The 20,046-nt window shown below is 67.5% G+C and carries 17 protein-coding genes, 1 tRNA gene and 1 pseudogene; 11 read left to right on the top strand and 8 right to left on the bottom strand.

Annotation, left to right across the window (positions count from 1 at the left end; genetic code table 11):
- Positions 1-24: 24 nt before the first annotated feature.
- The 7 genes from BLS40_RS02170 to BLS40_RS02200 are packed head-to-tail and all read left to right on the top strand — an operon-like array spanning position 25 to position 7,075.
- Complete coding sequence (locus BLS40_RS02170; protein ID WP_092148162.1) at positions 25-969, top strand: thiamine-phosphate kinase; 945 nt, start codon at positions 25-27, stop codon at positions 967-969.
- Positions 966-1,610 (top strand): uracil-DNA glycosylase, encoded by a 645-nt coding sequence (locus BLS40_RS02175; protein ID WP_092148165.1) that lies wholly within the window; start codon positions 966-968, stop codon positions 1,608-1,610. Before BLS40_RS02170 ends, BLS40_RS02175 begins: the two co-directional genes overlap by 4 nt.
- A gap of 11 nt (positions 1,611-1,621) precedes the next feature.
- On the top strand, positions 1,622-3,142 hold the full coding sequence (locus tag BLS40_RS02180; RefSeq protein ID WP_092148168.1) for a DAK2 domain-containing protein: 1,521 nt from the start codon (positions 1,622-1,624) through the stop codon (positions 3,140-3,142).
- Between the two features lie 3 nt (positions 3,143-3,145).
- Complete coding sequence (locus BLS40_RS02185; protein ID WP_231908492.1) at positions 3,146-5,266, top strand: ATP-dependent DNA helicase RecG; 2,121 nt, start codon at positions 3,146-3,148, stop codon at positions 5,264-5,266.
- Positions 5,267-5,276: 10 nt separating this feature from the next.
- Positions 5,277-5,852: an RsmD family RNA methyltransferase gene (locus BLS40_RS02190; protein ID WP_092148172.1), complete on the top strand. Its 576-nt coding sequence runs from the start codon at positions 5,277-5,279 to the stop codon at positions 5,850-5,852.
- 3 nt (positions 5,853-5,855) lie between these two features.
- Positions 5,856-6,332 (top strand): pantetheine-phosphate adenylyltransferase, encoded by a 477-nt coding sequence (gene coaD / locus BLS40_RS02195; RefSeq protein WP_092148175.1) that lies wholly within the window; start codon positions 5,856-5,858, stop codon positions 6,330-6,332.
- Positions 6,329-7,075, top strand: a complete 747-nt coding sequence (locus BLS40_RS02200; RefSeq protein ID WP_092148178.1) for a sulfite exporter TauE/SafE family protein — start codon at positions 6,329-6,331, stop codon at positions 7,073-7,075. The genes coaD and BLS40_RS02200 overlap by 4 nt, the downstream gene beginning before the upstream one ends.
- 45 nt (positions 7,076-7,120) lie before the next feature.
- Here the strand turns inward: BLS40_RS02200 and BLS40_RS02205 are convergent, their stop codons facing one another.
- The 6 genes and pseudogenes from BLS40_RS02205 to BLS40_RS02230 form a co-directional block, all read right to left on the bottom strand.
- Complete coding sequence (locus BLS40_RS02205) at positions 7,121-7,885, bottom strand: amino acid ABC transporter ATP-binding protein (protein WP_092148181.1); 765 nt, start codon at positions 7,883-7,885, stop codon at positions 7,121-7,123.
- 3 nt (positions 7,886-7,888) lie between these two features.
- Positions 7,889-8,833, bottom strand: coding sequence for an amino acid ABC transporter permease (locus BLS40_RS02210; protein WP_092148186.1), 945 nt, complete (start codon positions 8,831-8,833; stop codon positions 7,889-7,891).
- Positions 8,830-9,744, bottom strand: a complete 915-nt coding sequence (locus BLS40_RS02215) for an ABC transporter substrate-binding protein (protein ID WP_092148189.1) — start codon at positions 9,742-9,744, stop codon at positions 8,830-8,832. The genes BLS40_RS02210 and BLS40_RS02215 overlap by 4 nt, the downstream gene beginning before the upstream one ends.
- Positions 9,741-10,220, bottom strand: coding sequence for a hypothetical protein (locus BLS40_RS02220; protein ID WP_092148192.1), 480 nt, complete (start codon positions 10,218-10,220; stop codon positions 9,741-9,743). The genes BLS40_RS02215 and BLS40_RS02220 overlap by 4 nt, the downstream gene beginning before the upstream one ends.
- A 41-nt stretch (positions 10,221-10,261) precedes the next feature.
- Positions 10,262-10,947: pseudogene (gene trhA / locus BLS40_RS02225) on the bottom strand (PAQR family membrane homeostasis protein TrhA).
- 64 nt (positions 10,948-11,011) lie between these two features.
- On the bottom strand, positions 11,012-11,464 hold the full coding sequence (locus BLS40_RS02230; RefSeq protein WP_092148195.1) for an SRPBCC domain-containing protein: 453 nt from the start codon (positions 11,462-11,464) through the stop codon (positions 11,012-11,014).
- A 107-nt stretch (positions 11,465-11,571) separates the two neighbouring features.
- On the opposite strand from BLS40_RS02230, the gene BLS40_RS02235 reads away from it, so the two are divergent.
- Positions 11,572-11,645 (top strand) — tRNA-Leu (locus BLS40_RS02235).
- 704 nt (positions 11,646-12,349) lie between these two features.
- On the opposite strand, the gene BLS40_RS02240 is transcribed toward BLS40_RS02235, so the two are convergent.
- Positions 12,350-13,621, bottom strand: a complete 1,272-nt coding sequence (locus BLS40_RS02240) for a dicarboxylate/amino acid:cation symporter (protein ID WP_092148198.1) — start codon at positions 13,619-13,621, stop codon at positions 12,350-12,352.
- 277 nt (positions 13,622-13,898) lie between these two features.
- Between BLS40_RS02240 and polA the strand changes: the two genes are divergently transcribed.
- Positions 13,899-16,505 (top strand): DNA polymerase I, encoded by a 2,607-nt coding sequence (gene polA, locus BLS40_RS02245; protein WP_231908536.1) that lies wholly within the window; start codon positions 13,899-13,901, stop codon positions 16,503-16,505.
- Positions 16,489-17,517: a winged helix DNA-binding domain-containing protein gene (locus tag BLS40_RS02250; RefSeq protein WP_092148201.1), complete on the top strand. Its 1,029-nt coding sequence runs from the start codon at positions 16,489-16,491 to the stop codon at positions 17,515-17,517. Before polA ends, BLS40_RS02250 begins: the two co-directional genes overlap by 17 nt.
- 106 nt (positions 17,518-17,623) lie before the next feature.
- On the opposite strand, the gene BLS40_RS02255 is transcribed toward BLS40_RS02250, so the two are convergent.
- Positions 17,624-18,376 (bottom strand): class I SAM-dependent methyltransferase, encoded by a 753-nt coding sequence (locus BLS40_RS02255; protein ID WP_092148204.1) that lies wholly within the window; start codon positions 18,374-18,376, stop codon positions 17,624-17,626.
- A gap of 186 nt (positions 18,377-18,562) precedes the next feature.
- Here BLS40_RS02255 and rpsA point away from each other — a divergent pair, with 186 nt between their 5' ends.
- Complete coding sequence (rpsA, locus tag BLS40_RS02260) at positions 18,563-20,029, top strand: 30S ribosomal protein S1 (protein WP_092148207.1); 1,467 nt, start codon at positions 18,563-18,565, stop codon at positions 20,027-20,029.
- Positions 20,030-20,046 lie beyond the last annotated feature (17 nt).

Below are 20,046 nucleotides of genomic sequence, written 5' to 3' on the forward strand. Positions count from 1 at the left end.
GCTGTGATACGCACTGGCTTCCCCATGGAAGGTCCCACGCTGGGCGAGGTGGGCGAGCTCGAGGTGATCCGCGCGATCTTAAACGCCGCGCCGTCGACCTTCAACGGCGACGACGCCGCCGTGCTCACGCCCGCGGTGCCCAACTCCCGCGTCGTGGTCACAACCGACATGCTGGTGGAAGGCCGACACTTCACACCAGAGCTGACCACCCCGTTCGCGGTAGGCCGCAAGGCCGTGGTGCAGAACTTCGCGGACATCGAGGCGATGGGGGCGCGCCCGATCGCAGCCGTCCTCGCGTTCTCCGCCGCGCCCAGCTTGCCGCTGGCGGTGGTCAGCGAGCTAGCCGCCGGAATCCACTCCATGGTGCAGGAGTACTCCTCGGAGCTCGTCGGAGGGGACGTGACCAGCGGCGGGCGCCTTGTGATCTCACTGTCCGCAGTCGGCTCCCTCGGCGGGAGCCTGCCGGCCCTGGAGCTTGGCCGCGCCCGCGCCGGGCAGAAGGTGGTCGCGCACGGCCGCATCGGCTACTCCGCCGCCGGCCTCGCCCTGCTCACCTCGGGAAAGGAAGTTCCCGCCGAGCTCGCCGAGCTTGTCGACGCCTACCAGACGCCCGCGCTCACCCCGGGCCGCGGCATGATCGCGCGGGCCGCCGGGGCGACCGCGATGACGGACAACTCCGACGGGCTCGTGCACGACGTGGGCACCATCGCCGGACGCTCGGGTGTCATGGTGGATCTGGACGGGGCCGCGATCGCCCCCGACGAGCTGCTCACGCGGGCGGGCGAGCTCCTCGGCGTCGACCCCTGGTCCTGGGTGCTCGCCGGCGGCGAGGACCACACGCTGCTGGGCACCATCGAGGGGGCGGCCCCGGTGGGGTTCCGGACGATCGGCACGGTGCGCAAGGGCGCGGGCGTGCTTATCGACGGCTCCGCGCCGCCGTACACCGACGGGTGGGAGAGCTTCTCATGAGCCTGCCCGTGCACGAGTCCTGGCAAGCCCCGCTCGCCCCGGTCGAAGGGCAGATCCACGCGATGGGCGACTTCCTCCGCGCCGAGCGCGACTACTTGCCGCGCGGCAACGACATCCTGCGCGCCTTCGCCGACCCCTTCGACGACGTCAAGGTCCTCATCCTGGGCCAGGACCCGTACCCCACCCCCGGGCACCCGATGGGTCTGAGCTTTTCCACCCAGCCCGGCGTCGCGCCGCCGCGCTCCCTGGTCAACATCTACCGCGAGCTGAACGACGACCTCGGCGTGCCCCCGCGCGGCGACGGCGATCTGAGCAGCTGGGCGGGCCAGGGCATCCTCCTGCTCAACAGGGTGCTCACCGTGCGCCCCGGAAAACCCGCGTCGCACCGCGGCAAGGGGTGGGAGGCCGTGACGGAGGCGGCGATCCGCGCACTCGCCGCGCGCGACGCGCCCCTGGTGGCCATCCTGTGGGGGCGCGACGCCCAGTCGGCCGCGCGTTTTCTGGGTGACACCCCGCGCATCGAGTCGGCGCACCCCTCGCCGCTGTCGGCCAGCCGGGGGTTTTTCGGGTCCCGCCCGTTCTCCCGGGCGAACCAGGCGTTGGTGGAGCAGGGCGCCCGGCCCGTGGACTGGACGCTGTAGACTGCGTACCCATGACAAACCCACCCCTGTTCGACGGCAGCCGGCTGCTGTCCTGGGCGCGGCGCTGCGCCACCGAACTCGAGCGCCGGCGGGTGGAGATCAACAACCTCAACGTCTTCCCGGTCCCGGACGCCGACACCGGGTCCAACATGTCGCACACCATGGCAGCGGCCGTGGCGGAGGCGGACGCGCTGAGCCCGGGGGCGTCGGCACGCGACGTGGCCTCGGCGCTGGCCGTGGGCAGCATGCGCGGCGCGCGCGGCAACTCCGGGGTCGTGCTGTCCCAGGTGATGCGGGGCGTGGCGCAATCCGTCAGCGACGAGCGGCTCACCGGCGCCGTCGTGGCTCAGGCGCTCGCGGCCGGGGTGGAGTTCGTCGACCGCGCCATCGCGGACCCCGTCGAGGGAACGGTGATCACGGTGCTGCGCGCGGCGGCGGCCGCGGCGCGTGAGGCCGAAGCCGGAGGAGACCTCAGCTCCGTTGCCACCGCCGCCAGGGACGCCGCGCGCGAGGCGCTGGCCCGCACCCCTTCCCAGCTCCCGGCGCTGCGCGACGCGGGCGTGGTCGACGCCGGCGGCACGGGCCTGGTGATCCTGCTCGACCAGCTCGTCAACGAGGTGACGGGCAACGATGCGGAGCCCGGCGCGCTCGCCGAGCACCCGGCGCACCCCGGCGACCATGTCTCGCACACCGCGCACCTCGAGGTGATGTTCCTCTTCGACGGCCCCCTGGAAGACCTGGAGGCGGCGCTGACCGAGATGGGGGGCACGAGCCTGGTCGTGGCGCGCGGGGAGGGCACCGCGGGGAAGGTCCACGTGCATTCCACCGACGCCGGGGCGCTCATTGAGAAGGCGTTTAGCATGGGCCGGGTCACCGACCTGCGGCTGGAAGTCCTGCCCCCGGTGCCGGTGACGGACCTGCCGGAGCGGGTCATCGTCGCGGTGACCCCGCCCGGATCCCTGGGGGACTTGTACACCGCCGCCGGCGCGGTGACCGTCGCCCCGGGGGACGATGCCGTCTCCGACGTGCTCGCCGCCATCCGCACCTCCGCAGCCAGGGAGGTCATTCTTCTGCCCAACGGGCTGATGGGAAACGCGGCGCTGGTGGCCGTCGAAAAGGCGGCCCGCACCTTCGAACAGGTGCTCACTGTCCTGCCAACGGTCCGCCTCGTCTCCGGCATCGCCGCGCTCGCCGTGTACGACGAGACCCAGCCACTGGCCACGGTCGCCTTCACCATGTCGGAGGCGGCCGGGGAGATGCGCACGGCCGTCATCCACCGCCCGGGCCCGCGGGACGGGGTGGTTGTCACCGCCTACGGGGAATCGGCACGGTTCGACGGCACCGCGGGCGACGCCGTCACCGCGGCCTGCGCGCGGCTGCTGCAGCACGGAGGCGAGCTCGTCTCCGTCCTCTTTGATCCGCTGCAGCTGCACGAGCCGGATGCGGCGGAGCTCACCGCGCAGCTGGGCGCGGAGGTCAGGGTGTACCCGGCGGACGGGCTCGGCGCTGTGGCGGAGATCGGGGTGGAGTAAACCGTGCTCGGCAACGTGGACGGCAGCGCGTTCGGGGACTCCCGGCCGCTCAACCTGGTCATTCCCACCAAGCAGGCGCGCGCGTTGCACAAGCACCTAGGCATAGAGACCTGCGGGGACCTGCTGCGGCACTACCCGCGCAAGTACCTGCACTACGGCTCCGGCAGCGACCTTTCGGGCACGCGCGACGGGGACACCATCAGCATTGTCGGCGACATCACGGCGGCTTCCACAATGCCGCGCGGCAAGAGGCCGATATACAAGATCTCCGTCGACGACGGCCGCTACGAATTCGGCGTCACCTTCTTCGGCTCCCAGTACGCGATGCGGGTGCTCACCGTGGGCAAGCGCGCCATGTTCACCGGGAAACTCTCGTATTACCGCGGGACACCCCAGCTGCAGCACCCCGACTTCGTGCTTCTCGACGGCCCCACCGAGGCCACGGGGGCCTTAAAGCAGCTCGCCCACTTCGGCAACCTGGAGGACATCCTGGCGGGCCGCGAGTGGCTGCCGATGTACCGCGCGACGTCGAGGGTGAGCACCTGGACCATCATGGGCGCGGTGCACGCCGTGCTGGCGACGCTGCCGGAGGTTAAAGAGCCGCTGGGGTTCACCCCGATCGGCTTCGCCTCGCTGAACCGGGCGATCCGCGAGATCCACGAGCCGGGCCCCGCCGGGCCGGAAGCCGCCCGCGCCAGGCTCAAGTACGACGAGGCCTTCGCCGTCGCCCTCGTCATGGCGGTGCGCCGCGCGGACCGGCTCGCGCAGGACACCGCGGCGCTGCCCCACGTCACGGGCGGGTACATGGATGAGCTCCTCACCCGCCTCCCGTACGGGCTGACCGACGGCCAGACGTTCGTCCTCGGTGAGATCACCTCCGACATGGGCCGCCCCCGCCCGATGAGCAGGCTGCTGCAGGGCGAGGTGGGCTCGGGCAAGACCGTCGTCTCCCTGCTGGCCATGCTGCAGGCCATCGACAACGGCGCCCAGTGCGCGCTGCTCGCGCCGACGGAGGTGCTCGCGATGCAGCACGCCCGCTCACTGCAGGAGACCGTGATGCGCGCGGGACTGCCGGTGCGTGTGGTCGCTCTGTCCGGGTCCATGAGCGCGGCGCGCAAGCAGGACGCCCTGCTCAAAATCGTCTCGGGGGAGGCGGACATTGTGGTGGGCACCCACGCGCTCATCCAGGAGTCCGTGGAGTTTTTCCGGCTCGGCCTCGTCGTGGTGGATGAGCAGCACCGGTTCGGGGTGGAGCAGCGCGACGCCCTGCGCGCCAAGGCGGGGGAGAACCCGCCGCACCTTTTGGTGATGACGGCGACCCCAATCCCGCGGACGATGGCGATCACCGTGTTCGGCGACCTGGAGATCTCCACGCTGCGGGAGCTGCCGGGCGGGCGCAAGCCGATCCAGTCCGCGGTGGTGCCCGATTTCAAACCGGCGTGGGTCGCGCGCGCCTGGGAGAAGATCCGCGAGGAGGTCGCCGCCGGCCACCAGGCCTACATTGTCTGCCCGCGTATCGACGACCGCGGCGGCGTGATCGAGACAGCCGAGCGCCTCGCCGCAACCGAGTTCGCCGGGCTGGAGGTCGGCGTGCTCCACGGCCGGATGAAGGGGGAGGAAAAAGACGCCGTCATGGGGGATTTCGCCGCCGGGGCCATCGACGTGCTCGTGTCCACCACGGTGATCGAGGTCGGCGTCGACGTGCCCAACGCCACCGTGATGTTGGTGCTGGAGGCGGAGCACTTCGGGGTGAGCCAGCTCCACCAGCTGCGCGGGCGCGTCGGCCGCGGCGGCAACTCCTCGCTGTGCCTGTTCCACACCGCGGCGGAGGAGGGCACCCCGGCGTTTGACCGGATAAGCCAGGTGGCCGCGACCTCTGACGGTTTCGCGCTGGCGGAGCTGGACCTGCGCAACCGGCAGGAGGGCGACATCCTCGGCGCGAACCAGTCCGGCAGCCGCCGCACCCTACGGTTGATCAACCTCGTGGAGGACTACGACATTGTGCGCCGCGCCTACGACGATGCCGAGGCGTACGTCCTTGACCATCCCGAGCTGGCGCGGCGCGCCGCCTCCTCGCTCATGACCGCGGTGCCGGAGGAGTGGGAGTACCTGGACAAGAGTTAGAGTGTCTCCTATGAACCGCATCATTTCCGGCGAAGCGCGCGGCCGCAAGATCAAGGTGCCGCCCGAGGGCACGCGGCCGACGTCAGACCGGGCGCGGGAGGGGTTGTTCTCCTCGCTGCAGGTCCGTTTCGGGTTTGTGGACCAGGTCGTGCTCGACCTGTTCGCAGGGTCGGGCGCGCTCGGCCTGGAGGCGGCGTCGCGCGGTGCGGAGGAGGTCGTGCTCGTGGAAAATGACGCCCGCGCCGTCCAGGTGATCGAATTTAACGCCGGCGTCGTCGGCCACCCCCGCGTCCGCGTCGAGCCCGTGAAGGTATCCACCTACCTCTCCCGGGCGCCGAAGAAGCACTTCTCCATGGTGCTGGCGGACCCGCCCTACGAGCTCGCCGACGAGTCGGTCGCCGACATGCTGCGCGCCCTCGAGCCCGCGCTTGTCGACGGCGCCGTGGTCGTTGTCGAGCGCCACCGCGAAAGCCCGGAGACCCTCTGGCCCGAATCGTTCACCCCGACCGCCCAGAAGCTGAAGAAGCGCCTGTACGGCATCGCCCGCATGGACATGGCCGTCTTCAGCGACCCCGAAAGGACCTAACCCATGACGATTGCAGTGTGCCCCGGCTCCTTCGACCCGGTGACCAACGGCCACCTTGACATATTCCAGCGCGCGGCCAGGCACTTCGATGAGGTCGTCGTGCTGGTCACGGGCAACCCCACCAAGACCTCCGGGTTGTTCACCGTCGACGAGCGCGTCGAACTTATCGAGCGCGCGCTTGCCGGCGCGCCGAATATCCGCGTGGACTTCTGGGGCGGGCTGCTGGTGGACTACACCAGCGCGCACAACATCACAGCCCTGGTCAAGGGCCTGCGCTCCTCCCTGGATTACGAGTACGAGCTGCCGATGGCGCAGATGAACCGCCGCCTCACGGGGGTGGACACGTACTTCCTGCTCACGGACGAGAAGTTCGGCTACACGTCCTCGTCACTGTGCAAGGAAGTGGTCAAGTACGGCGGCGACGTCACCGGGCTGGTGCCCGACCTCGTGCTCGAGGCGATGAAGGAAAAGTACCGGTGACGGTGGCCGCGCTTGGGTTATTCGCGGCAGTCCTCGTCGGTTCCTGCCTGCAGCGCATCTCCGGCATGGGCGTGGGGCTCATCGCCGCGCCGATCCTGTCGCTGCTCATCGGGCCGGTCGAAGGGGTGCTGGTGGTTAACGTCCTGGCCACGGTGAACGCCTTTTTAACCACGTTTACCGTCCGCGAGAACGTGGACTGGAAAAAGTTCGCCGCCATCGCGCCGTACCTCGTCGTGGGCGCGGTGCCGGGCGCCCTGGTCATCCGCGCAGTATCCACCGACGTCCTCCTGGTCATCGTCGGCGTGCTGCTGCTCATCGCACTAAGCGTGGTCACGGTGGGCAAGCGCTACGTGCCCGTCATCCGCGGGCGCCTGCCCGCGGCGATCTCCGGAGCCGTGGGCGGCTTCATGAACACCCTGGCGGGGGTGGCCGGTCCCGCGATCACCGTATACGCTCAGGCCGCCCGCTGGGAGCAGCGCACCTACTCTGCCACGCTCCAGCCGGTCTTCATGGTTAGCGGGGCTGTGTCGTTCGCCGTCAAGGAGTTCACGGGGGCGGCCAATCTCGCCACCGTCGATCCCGCGCTGTGGGTCGCGGGCGGCGTCGCGATGGCGGGCGGGCTGTTCCTCGGGACGAGGATCGCCCCGCGGGTGCCCAGTGCGACGGCGCGCACCATCGCGCTGGGGCTGGCCACCCTTGGCGGGGTGACCGCGCTCGTGCGCGGCGTCATCGGGCTGAGCTGAGCCCTGCTCCTAGAACAGCGCCTAGAACAGCGCCTAGAACAGCGCCTAGAACAGGGTGGACAAAAACGCCTGCGTGCGCTGCTCCCGCGGGTTGTCCAGCACCTCGGCGGGGGTGCCGTACTCCACGATGCGCCCGTCGGCCATGAACGCAACCCGGTCGGCGACCTCGCGGGCGAAATTCATCTCGTGGGTGACCACGAGCATGGTCATTCCGTCGTCCGCGAGCCGCTTCATCACCTGCAGGACTTCGCCCACCAGCTCGGGGTCGAGCGCGGAGGTGGGCTCGTCGAAAAGCATGAGCTTGGGCTCCATGGCGACCGCCCGCGCGATGGCCACGCGCTGCTGCTGGCCGCCCGAGAGCTGGATCGGGTAGGCCGACGCTTTTGCCTCGAGCCCGACCATGGCGAGCAGCTCCATCGCGCGCTGCTTGGCCTCGGCCGCCGGTATGCCCTTGACGTGGATGGGGGCCTCGATGATGTTTTCCAGTACCGTGCGGTGGCCGAACAGGTTGAACTGCTGGAACACCATGCCGATGTCGCGGCGCTGCCGGGCGGCGTCGGCCTCGGGCATCTCGTGGAGGCGGCCGCCGCGCTCGCGGTAGCCGATGAGCTCACCGTCGACGTAGAGACGCCCGGCGGTGACCTTCTCCAGGTGGTTCACGCAGCGCAGGAAGGTGGACTTGCCGGAGCCGGAGGGGCCGATGAGGCAGGTGACGGAGCCGGGCGCGACCTCGAGGTCGATGCCCTTGAGCACGTCGAGGTCACCGAAGGACTTCCACACGTCGACGGCCTGGATCATGGGGGTGGTCATGGTTTAGCGTCCCTTCTTGCCGGGTGCGTCAATAATTTCGACGTTGCGCGGGATGGTGCCCTCGGCGTCGGCGAGGCTGGCGAGCTGCCGGCCGGTGAGCTGGCGCGTCGCGCCGCGGTCGAAGTACTTCTCCAGGTAGTGCTGGCCCACCATGAGCACCGAGGTGATCGCCAGGTACCAGGTCGCGGCGACGAGCAGCATGGGGACGGGCTCGAACAGGGCCGCGGCGATGTCCATCGAGCGGCCGTAAAGCTCCAGCGAGTAGGGGACGGCCACGACCAGCGAGGACGTCTTGAGCAGCGAGATGAACTCGTTGCCCGTCGGCGGGATGATGATGCGCATGGCCTGCGGCAAAACGGTGCGGCGCAAGGTCTGCGACCAGCTCATACCCAGCGCCTTGGACGCCTCGATCTGGCCCTCGGGGACCGAGGAGACGCCGGAGCGCACGATCTCTGCCATGTAGGCGGCCTCGTTGAGCGCCAGGCCTACGACGGCCAGGGCGAACGCCGAGGAGGTGAACGGCTCCAGCGGGATCTCCGCAACGCCGAAGTTGATGGTGTCGTAGATGGAGCCGAGCAGGCCCCAGAAGATCAGCTGCACGTAGATCGGAGTGCCGCGGAAGACCCAGAGGTAGACCCACGCAATCGCCGTGAACACCGGGTTGGGTGACATCCGCATCACGGCGAGCAGGACGCCGCCGATGACGCCGATGAGCATGGCTAAGACAGTAATGGCCAGGGTGTGGCCGGCGGCGACGGCAATCCGGGTGTCGAAGAGGTAGCGGATGTACGTGTCCCAGCCGTAGGCGTCATTACGCGCGGCGCCGATGACGAACCAGGCGGCGAGCGCGAGCAGGATGGCGGAGCCGATCCACCGGCCGGGGTGGCGCTGGGGCACAGCCTTGATCCGCTCCGGGCGGGAGGAGGGGGAGGATACGGCTGAGGTCATGAGAGTCCTTCCAGCGGCTGTTCGTTGATCAGTGCGTGGTCGAGCAGGCCGTTGTCGATGTTCCATTGCGCGAGGATGCGCGCGTAGTCACCGGTGTCGATGAGGTGCTGTAGCGCGGCCGCCATCGCCGGGCCGAGCTCGGAGTCCTTGTTCACCGCGAATCCGTAGGGCGCGGCGTCGAACATCTCGCCGACCATCTCCAGTTCGCCGTCGGAACGCTCGACAGCCCACGCGGTGACGGGGGAGTCGGCGCTAAAGGCGTCGGCGCGGCCGGTCAGCGCGGCCAGGGCCGCGTTGTCGGAGGTGTCGAACGACAGCACCGTCATCGGCTTTTTGCCCTGCTCCTCGCAGGCGGCGGCCTTGGGGCGCACATCGTCCGTCTCGGAGACGGTCGTGCGCTGCACGGCCACGGTGAGCCCGCACGGTTCGGCGGGGTCGACGTCGTTGCCGGGCTGCTGCGCCCACTGGATGCCGGCGTAGAGGAAGTTAACAAAGTCGTAGCTCTGGCGGCGCTCCTCGGTGTCGGTGAACCCCGACATGCCCGCGTCAAGGCTTCCGGCTTGAACCGCGGGCAGGATCATGGCGAAGTCCATGTCCTGCGGGTCGAATTCCAGGCCCATCACCGAGGCGACGGCGCGCCCCAGGTCGAGCTCGACGCCGACTAGGTTGCCCTGGGAGTCCTTGAACTCGAACGGCGCGAACGGCGGGTTCGTGCCCACGGAGAGCATGCCGTCCGCCGCAACGCTGTCGGGCACCACCGCGGCGATCTCGGGCACCTCGTCCGGGACGATTGGCTGCCACCCGTCCGGGTTTCCGCCCTCGACATTGGTGACGCAGCCGGCGAGCACGGTACTCGCCGCGACCAAGCCCGCGGCCGCGCCACGGCGGGCAAGCGCGCGAAGTCGACTCACTGCGCCAACCGGAGACCGCGCATGACCAGCTCAATGACCTGGCCGATCGCGGTGACGATGAGCGCCCACACCACCCACGAACCGATGAGCTGGCTGGAGCCCTGGGCGCTGAGCGCGACATCACCCGAGGACATCTGCGACAACGCGACGATTTCACGGTTCGCCAGATCCACGGGGTTTAGCGAGTTCGGCAGGGTGGAACCACTGACCCACGCATCGAGAACGGGGGTGTCGGCGTTCGAGGACTGGCCGAGCTGCGACATCCAGTTGCTCGACTGCAGGGTCTCGCGCACGTTCTTAGTCCCTTCGCTTTCCGACGACAGGTTGTCGTACGCCGGCGTGCCGAAGCCCGCGAGCGCGTCGCTAGCTCCGCTGGATTGCCCCGCCGTAGGATTTTCAGGCGCCGCGGAAGCCGCAGGTACCACGGATGCGACGAGGGCGGCCGCCGTGGCGGCGGCGATCAGGTTTTTACGCATGGCTGCATAATAACTACCGGGGTGAACCTTTGCCCAATCCTTTAACCGGCCTGGACGACGATGATCCACACAGCGATGAGATGCAGCACCGCCGCGACGACGGTCAGCGTATGGAAGTGCTCGTGGTAGCCGTAAATGCGAGCGTTGCGGCCCGGCCATTTGAAGCCGTAGACGACCGCGCCCACGGTAAGCCGTAGACGACCGCGCCCACGGTGTAGGCGACCCCGCCGAGGAAGAGCAGCCACACGACCGCGGGGCCGGTCTGGTCTCGCAGCGCGGGGATGAGCGGGATGACGAACCAGCCGAGCGCGAGGTAGACAACCACGTCGAGCCACCGCGGGTGGTTGATCCACACCATGTTGAGAATCACCCCGGCGATCGCGCCCGTCCACGCGATGGAGAGCATCCAGTTCGAGTGTGGCGGCTCAAACAGGATGACGCACATGGGCGTGTAGGTGGCGGCGATGAACACCGCGATGGTGGCGTGGTCGGCGCGGCGCCACCACCGGACGGTTTCCGCCGAGCGCCACGGCCAGCGGTGGTAGAGGCCCGAAACCGCGAACAGGAGGATCAGCCCCGCGCAGTAGATGCTGACGCTGAGCACCTCGACGGGACGCAGCGTCATGGCCGCGTAGGTGATCAGGACGGCGGAGGCGATGGCGGCGGCGAAGGCGGAGACGAGGTGCGCCCAGCCGCGGGTCGCGGGCCGGGGGCCGCGGTCGGCCATGATGTACGTGCGTTCGATGGTGCTCACTCGGCCCAGGCTACGCGCACGTAGGTTTTCATGGGGCTTAATTGCCGGCGGTCAGCGCCCGGTAGTACTCCTGCTGGGCGGGAAAGTACGCCTCCCATTCGCGCGCCGGCCGCTTATCGACGCTCCCCGCGAAGCGATCCAGGTAAAACTCCCACCCCGGGCCGATCTCGTGCAGCTGATCGAGTGGCACGTCATGGTGGGTAAACAGGATCTTCGTCCCGTCCGGTTGCTCGGTGAGCTCCACGGAGATGTCCCACGACGCGGTCTCGCGCGAAACGAGACGCAGTTTCCGCGGGGCCTCGCACTCCGTGACGGTCATCTCCATGGCGCTTTCACCCTCCTCGTGCGTCATGGCGACCTGGATGGGCTCACCGACGCGCCCGGCACCAGTCCACCTGCCGAACCACTGCGCGGTCTTGTCCGGGTCTGTGAGGACGTCCCAGGTCTCGCGGGCTGCCGCGCGACGTCGCGGGTGAGCATGAGGTCGCATGCGGCGGGCTGCCGGTTGAGAACTCCGGTGGGTATCGGTGCAGTCATGGGCCCGATGGTAGCCGGATTTTCAACGGGGTCGGGCGCTGCGCTAGACTTATCCGGCGCGCCCCAGTAGCCCAATTGGCAGAGGCAACGGATTCAAAACCCGTCCAGTGTGAGTTCGAGTCTCACCTGGGGCACATACGTCGCCGGTAAACGAGGTTTACGCCAATGGGCCGAGCAAAACTCTTGACACTTTGTTGGCTTTTTGGGCTTCCGCGGCGGCATTTCTTAGGTCTCCGATGACCACTTTCTCACCTCGATCCACCGCGTGCGCCATCCCGATGCCGGCCGCGTCGAGCTGCGGGCGGGGCGTTTCCATCATCCACACAACCCCGCAACCGAAGCCTTGGTCGAGGCCGCGGGGAAGGTCGGTGGCTAGGCCGCGGCCATCAATACGGCGGCGGCGGCGGCATGTGGTAACGCAAACAACTTGGACACTTTGGAAGCTAGCCTCGTAGCAGCAGTCTTTCGGGCCAACACTAGGTTTTCGGCACTGTATTACTCACCTGTACAGGTGGATACACCAGTTGCACGCTGGGCTAATCCACATCACGCGGTGGAGGCCCTGGGCATGCGAACAGGCGCGCAAACGGGCATCGCCTGCGCTGGCCGGTGCGCATGGCCGGGCCAAGGCTTGTTCGTTGTGTACAACGACTCGAACAAGTTTAGCCAGCTCATTCACGGGTATGCAGCCAATGAATACGCTCGCGGGAGCCCATACGGCGCTGTGGGGTCTTCCCACAACTGCGGGAAGACCGCGCATCCAAACGCCGCCACGATAACGAGCGGTGCTACCCGTGGCGCCGGTCATTGCCGCCGCGCACGGATAGTGTCCCGGGGATTAACCCCGTACGGTCTCCGGCTCGCGCTCCCAGGCCTCCTCGTCGAGGATGCCCTCGCGCTTAGCCACGAGGGTACCCACGAGCGCCTGACCGGTGACGTTGACGGCGGTGCGGCCCATGTCCACGATCGGTTCGACGGCGAGCAGCAGGCCCACACCCGACAGCGGCAGGCCGAGGGTGGACAGGGTCAAGGTCAGCATGACGGTTGCGCCCGTGGTGCCGGCTGTGGCCGCCGATCCGAGCACCGAGACGGCGATGATGAGCAGGTAGTCGGTGAACCCGAGAGGGATGCCGTAGAACTGGCTGACAAAGATCGCGGAGATGGCGGGGTAGATCGACGCGCAACCGTCCATCTTCGTGGTTGCGGCCAGCGGCATCGCGAACGACGCGTACTCGGTGGGCACGCCCATCGACTTCTCAACGGTGCGCTGGGTGACCGGCAGAACACCGAGCGAAGAGCGGGTGACAAACCCGAGGGTGGTCACCGGCCACACGCGGCGGAAGAAGTCACGGACGGGAATCCTGTTTGCCGCCAGCAGCGCCGGGTAGAACACGAAGATCACCAGCGCGAGGCCGACGTAAATGGCCAGGACGAACATCCCCAGGGAGCCGAGTGCCTCCCACCCGTAGGTGGCGACTGCCTTGCCGATCAGCGCCGCGGTGCCAATCGGGGCCAGGCGAATGACCCACCACAGAGCCACCTGGATGATCGAGAGCAGCGACTCGGAAAAGTCGATGAATGGCTGCGCCTTCTGTCCCGCCTTGACCGCGGCCACACCGACGACAAGCGAGATTACAAGGATCTGCAGAACGTTGAAGCCGATGGACACGGAGCCGTCGTCGGCGGCGCTCGCGCTCAAGCCGAGGAAGTTGGCGGGCACGACCGATTCAATGAACCCGAGCCAGGAGCCGGTGGCGGAGGGGTCGGCAGCGGCGGAGGGGTCGACGCTCGAGGTCTCGCCGGGGCGCAGGACGAGCGCTACGCCGATGCCGATGAGCACGGAGACAAAAGCTGTGATGGCGAACCACACCAGGGTTTGCACCGCCAGCCGTGCGGCGTTAGTGACTTGGCGGAGGTTTGATGCCGAGGTGACCACCGCCGTGAACACCAACGGGGGGATGAGCAGCTTCAGCAGCTGGACATAGGTCGATCCCACCCAGGTCAGCGCCCCGGATAGCCACGCGACGTCGCCGGTCCGGGCGATGAAGCCGAGGATCAACCCGACGATGAGGCCCGTGAGCACTTGGGCTCCGAAGCCGAACTTCTTCATTGTGAACTCCCATCCATCTAAACTAAGCGGTCTATGGGGCCGCGGTTTCCACCTAGTCATTACGCATAAAAGGCGGTCTGTATTCCCGCGCTAGATATAGACTAGACGGTCTACTGCTGTGGCCCGTTGGAACGTGTTCGACCGGAAGGCGAAAATCAAACGCAAATCGCGCCAGAATGACGTTCCGGTCGAACACGCTCCTCGCCCAGGGGGCGTCGCCACCCTCGGTAGACTGGCCAGCGTGACTCAACGCCTCCTCCTCATCGACGGACACTCCATGGCATTCCGCGCCTTCTTCGCGCTCCCGGCGGACAACTTCTCCACCTCCGGCGGCCAGCACACGAACGCGGTGTACGGCTTCCTCTCCATGTTCGCGAACATCATCGCGGAGGAGAAGCCGACGCACGCCGCGGTGGCGTTCGACGTGGGCCGCAAAACCTTCCGCACGGAGAAGTTCCCGGAGTACAAGGCGCAGCGCGAGTCGTCGCCGCCGGAGTTCAAGGGCCAGGTCCCGCTCATCGAGGACATCCTGGGCGACCTCGGCGTTGTCACCCTGTCGAAGGAGAACTTCGAGGCCGACGACATTGTGGCCACCCTGGTCACGCAGGCCCGCGCCGAGGGGGACTACGAGATCGTGCTCGTCTCGGGCGACCGCGACTACATCCAGCTCGTGGATAACTCCACGACGCTGCTTTACCCGATGCGCGGGGTGTCCACCATGACGCGGTTCACTCCCGAGTCCGTGAAGGAAAAGTACGGCCTCACCCCGGCCCAGTACCCGGACTTCGCCGCGCTGCGCGGGGACCCGTCGGACAACCTGCCGTCGGTGCCCAAGGTGGGGGAGAAGACAGCCACGAAGTGGATCGCCGAGTACGGCGACCTGGAGGGGCTGATCGCCCACGCCGACGGCATCAAGGGCGTTGCCGGCGGCAACTTCCGCGAGCGCATCGACCAAGTTCGGCTCAACCGCGAGCTCACGCAGATGATCACGGACGTGGATCTGCCCGTGGTCCCGGCGGACCTGGAGATGAAGCCCGCGGACGTGGCGTCGGTGGCCAAGGCGTTCGACGACCTCGAGTTCGGCGTGAACCTGCGCGAGCGCGTCCTGGCTGTGGTTTCCACGTCGGGGGAGAGCGAGGCGCCCGCCGCAGCCACCGAGCTCGCCGAGGTCGAGGTGGAGGACACGTCATTGGATACGTGGCTCGCCGCCCGCGAGGGCGAGGGTGTGGCCGCCTTCGTCACCGGCAATGGCGCCCCGGGCAGAGGTGACGTGGTGGCGCTGGCGCTCGTCGATAAGCAACGACGCGGCATCCACAAAGAGGCCGCGGAGCTGTCCCCGGCCGAGGACGCCGCGCTGAAGCGCTGGGCGGAGTCGGAGGACCCGAAGTTCCTACACGACGCGAAGGCCGCGTTCCACATGTTCAAGGGCCGTGGGATCACGCTGCGCGGCATCGCGCACGACACCGCGATCGCGGCGTACCTGCTGCGGCCGGGCCAGCGCACGTACGAGCTCGCAGACGTCTACCAGCGCCACCTGCAGCGCCACCTCGATACCGGGGGCGACCAGCTCAGCCTGCTCGGCGACACGTCGCTGGTGGATTCGGCGGCGGCCGTGCTCGAGCTCGCCGAGGAACTCGCGCGCCAGCTCAGCGGCATCGACTCCTACGAGCTCTACGCCGACCTCGAGCTGCCGCTCGTGGCGATCCTCGCGGAGATGGAGCACGCGGGCATCGCCGTCGACACCGATGTGCTGGGCGACCAGCTCAAAGACTTCGCCGCGAAGGTCGTCGAGGTCGAGGAGGAAGCTCGCCAGCTTGTCGACGAACCGGGGCTGAACCTGTCGAGCCCCAAGCAGCTCTCGGTGGTCCTCTTTGACAAGCTCAACCTGCCGAAGACGAAGAAGACCAAGACGGGCTATTCCACGGCGGCGGGCGAGATCGAGGCGCTGGCGGAGAAGAATCCGCACCCGTTCCTGGACAAGCTCCTAGCGCACCGCGAGTACCAGAAGATGAAGTCCACCATCGAGGGGCTGATCAAGTCCGTGCAGGACGACGGGCGCATCCACACCACCTTCAAGCAAACCGTCGCTTCGACCGGCCGCCTGTCGTCGGTGGATCCGAACCTGCAGAACATTCCGGTGCGCACCGAGGCCGGCCGCCGTATCCGCTCCGCGTTCACCGTGGGCGACAGCTACGAGTGCCTGCTCACTGCCGATTACTCGCAGATTGAGATGCGCGTGATGGCGCACCTGTCCTCCGACGAGGGGCTCATCGAGGCCTACCGCGAGGGCGAGGACCTGCACAACTTCGTTGGCTCCCGCGTTTTCGACGTGCCGATCGACCAGGTCACCCCGGAACTGCGCCGCCGTGTCAAGGCCATGTCGTACGGCCTGGTGTACGGGCTATCGGCCTACGGCCTGTCCAACCAGCTCTCGATCTCCGCCGGGGAAGCGAAGAACATCATGGAAAACTACTTCGAACGCTTCGGCGGGGTGAAGCGCTACCTCGACGAGGTCGTGGAGAAGGCGCGCCACGACGGCTACACCTCGACCGTCTTCGGGCGCCGCCGCTACCTGCCCGAGCTGACGAGCGACAACCGCGTCGCGCGCGAGAACGCCGAGCGCGCCGCGCTCAACGCGCCGATCCAGGGTTCTGCCGCGGACATCATCAAGGTGGCGATGATCCGCGTGGATCACGCGTTGGAGCCCTTCCAGTCGCGGGTGCTGCTGCAGGTCCACGACGAACTTGTCGTGGAGGTCGCGCCCGGGGAACTCGAGCAGGTCCGCGAGATCGTCGAACGCGAGATGGACTCCGCAATCACGCTGCTTGTGCCGCTAGAGGTGTCTGCCGGAACGGGAGCGAACTGGGATGAAGCAGCGCACTAGGGCCCGCGCCAGGCTGCTCTCGCAGCGCCTCGTCGGCGAGAGCTGGGACAGCGCTGTCGACGCGGTGCGCGCGTTCGGGCTGATGCAGGGACAAGAGACGACCGTGTTTTCCTCCATCGCCCTGCGCACCTCGGGCGGGATCGCGTCCGTCGCTGAGGCGCTTGACGCCCACACGATCGTGCGCGGCTACCCGATGCGCGGCACAGTCTTCGCCGGCCTCGCGGAGGACATGCGGTGGATGACGCAGTTGCTCGCAAAACCCGCCGCGGAACGTGCCCTGCGTAACTGCGAGGCGGCCGGTGTCACTGCCGCCCAGGTGGACGCGATCCGCGAGGCCGTTCTTCTCGATGGCCCGGTCGACAACACCCAGCTCAAGGCGATCGTGGCACGCGCCGTCGGCGTTGCGGTTCCCGAACCCGCGATGGTTTATCGCCCCCGCTACCTCTTGCTTGTCGACGGCACCTGCGCCTACCTCGGCACCGACCAAGCACTCGGTCCCGCACCAGCGGCACCAGGCATCGCAGAGCGCTTCAACGGGGAGCGCCAGGAGGCCGTCAACGATCTCGTGCGCCGCTACGTTTCCACCCGCGGGCCGGTCACCGCCGACGACGTCGCGTGGTGGTCGAAGCTGCCGGTGCGCGAGATCCGAACCGCGCTGGCCAGCCTCGGAGACGACTTCGTCGAAGAGGATGGCGACTTTTACCACGCATCGCTTTCCAACGCCCTCTCCAACGCGTCCGCCTCCACCTTCCGCGCCCCGCACCTGCTGCCCGCCTTCGACGAATACATCCTCGGATACAAGGACCGCCTGTTCGCCATGAGCGAGGACGTCCACGCCCACCTGACCCCGCGCAACATGGGTGTGTTTCGCAAGTCCATCGTGGTCGACGGTGTTGTTCGCGGAACCTGGAAGGGCGCCGGCGGTGTGCTCGAGGTGGAAGACGTCGGCGGCATTCCGAAGTACGCAATGCCCGGGATCAGGCGGAAGTTCGCGCAGTACCCGCAGTTGTAGGGATTGCCGCTTCCCGGAAGACGTCAGCGTGTTTTCGGAGCATTCTTCGCACGGTTTATGCGCTGAGGTCTTCGCGGGTCTTCGCGGGTCTTCGCGCGCCGCGTACTCAGAGTTTTTCGCAGATAAATATTGCTGTGCCGGGGAAGATGCGTCCGCGCTCGGCGGACCACTGACCCCAGGTGGTGTCGAGGTCGTCGGGCCAGGTGGGCTCGAGGACGTCGAGAAGCGAAAAGCTGCTCTCCCGCAGGGCGCGGACCCAGTCGCCGAACGTGCGGTGGTATTCGGCGTAGACGAGGTTGCCGTGCTCGTCGCGCTCCTCGTACTCGCGGGTGAAGTAGCTGATCTCGGCGGTGAGTGACTCTGGGTCATCCGGGAAGATCCACCTCATGGGGTGCGTGGCCGAGAAGACGAAGCGCCCGCCCGTGACGAGCACGCGGTGGATCTCGCTCAAGGCGGCGTCGATGTCGCGGACGAAGGGGAGCGCGCCAAACGCGGAGAACGCCACGTCGAACGCACCGTCGCGGTAGGGAAGGGCCAACACGTCGGCCTGAACGAGGGCGACGTTGCGCCGCGCCCGCGACAGCATCCCGGCGGAGATGTCGAACGCGGCCACGAAGCCCGCACCAGAATCGACGGCGTGGGCGGCGAGCCACGACGAGCACGGGGCAGAGCCGCAGCCGATCTCGAGGACGGCGTTGGCGGAGACGTCGCCAAGCAAGCGCGCGTCCCCCTCAGAAAGCATCTCCGGGCACCAGTAAAACCCGTCGAGGTAAGCGCGGTGGTCAGCGTGGTAGCGCGCGGCATCGGCGTCCCAAAAAGCCCTATTTGCGTGCGAGGGCGAATCGGCTGCGTTCGGCACCGCGAACAACCTCCCAATATTTGCTCTAGCTGGACAAAGTGACTACTCTATCAAGGGCGTATCTGCGTCAAGGTGCAGTTTCGGCTGAATAGGAGGGCTGAGCTGTGCCTGAGATGAGATCACATTCGTGAGAGATGCGCCCATGTCCACTTTCGATCTCCTATCTTTTCGGAGCACTTTACAAATATGCCCACTTCCAACGCACCCCAGGTTGCCATCAACGACATCGGCAGCGCTGAGGATTTTCTTGCCGCAGTAGACGCGACCATCAAGTACTTCAATGATGGCGACATCGTCACCGGCACCGTCGTCAAGGTCGACCACGACGAGGTTCTCCTCGACATCGGGTACAAGACCGAAGGCGTCATCCCGACCCGCGAGCTCTCCATCAAGCACGACATCGACCCGGATGAGGTTGTCGAGGTCGGCGACGAGGTCGACGCACTTGTCCTGACCAAGGAGGACAAGGAAGGCCGCCTGATCCTGTCCAAGAAGCGCGCCCAGTACGAGCGTGCCTGGGGCACCATCGAGGAGCTGCAGAACAACGACCAGCCGGTCACCGGCACGGTCATCGAGGTTGTCAAGGGCGGCCTCATCCTCGACATCGGCCTGCGCGGCTTCCTCCCGGCCTCCCTCGTGGAGATGCGCCGCGTCCGCGACCTGGATCCCTACATCGGCCAGGAGCTCGAGGCGAAGATCATCGAGCTGGACAAGCACCGCAACAACGTGGTCCTGTCCCGCCGCGCCTACCTGGAGGAGACCCAGTCCGCGGTCCGCTCCGACTTCCTGCACCAGCTGCAGAAGGGCCAGGTGCGCAAGGGTGTCGTGTCCTCCATCGTCAATTTCGGCGCCTTCGTCGATCTCGGCGGTGTCGACGGCCTCGTGCACGTCTCCGAGCTGTCCTGGAAGCACATCGACCACCCGTCCGAGGTTGTCACCGTGGGCGACGAGGTCACCGTCGAGGTTCTCGACGTCGATCTCGACCGCGAACGCGTCTCCCTGTCGCTCAAGGCGACCCAGGAAGATCCGTGGCGCGTGTTCGCCCGCACCCACGCCGTGGGCCAGATCGTGCCGGGCAAGGTCACCAAGCTCGTCCCGTTCGGCGCCTTCGTGCGCGTCCAGGAGGGCATCGAGGGCCTCGTCCACATCTCCGAGCTGGCTCAGCGCCACGTCGAGGTGCCGGATCAGGTCGTCAGCGTGGGCCAGGAGGTCATGGTCAAGGTTATTGACATCGACCTGGACCGCCGCCGCATCTCCCTGTCGCTGAAGCAGGCGGACGAGGACTACACCGAAGAGTTCGATCCGTCCCGCTACGGCATGGCCGACTCCTACGACGAGCAGGGCAACTACATCTTCCCCGAGGGCTTCGATCCGGAGACCAACGAGTGGATGGAGGGCTTCGACGAGGCTCGCCAGGAGTGGGAGGCACGCTACGCCGAGGCAGAGCGCCGCTTCCAGGCCCACACGGCCCAGATCGAGCGCCACCGCGCCGCTGCCGCCGAGGCGGCCGAGAAGGGCGAGGGCCAGACCAACTACTCCTCCGAGTCCGCGGATGCTGCAGCTCCGGCAGCGTCCGAGGCAGAGGAGTCCATCGGCTCCCTCGCATCCGATGAGCAGCTCGCCGCGTTGCGCGACAAGCTCGCCGGCAACTAAGCTACGAGCCAGCCGCT

The organism is Corynebacterium mycetoides (assembly GCF_900103625.1).
GTDB classification, from domain to species: domain Bacteria; phylum Actinomycetota; class Actinomycetes; order Mycobacteriales; family Mycobacteriaceae; genus Corynebacterium; species Corynebacterium mycetoides.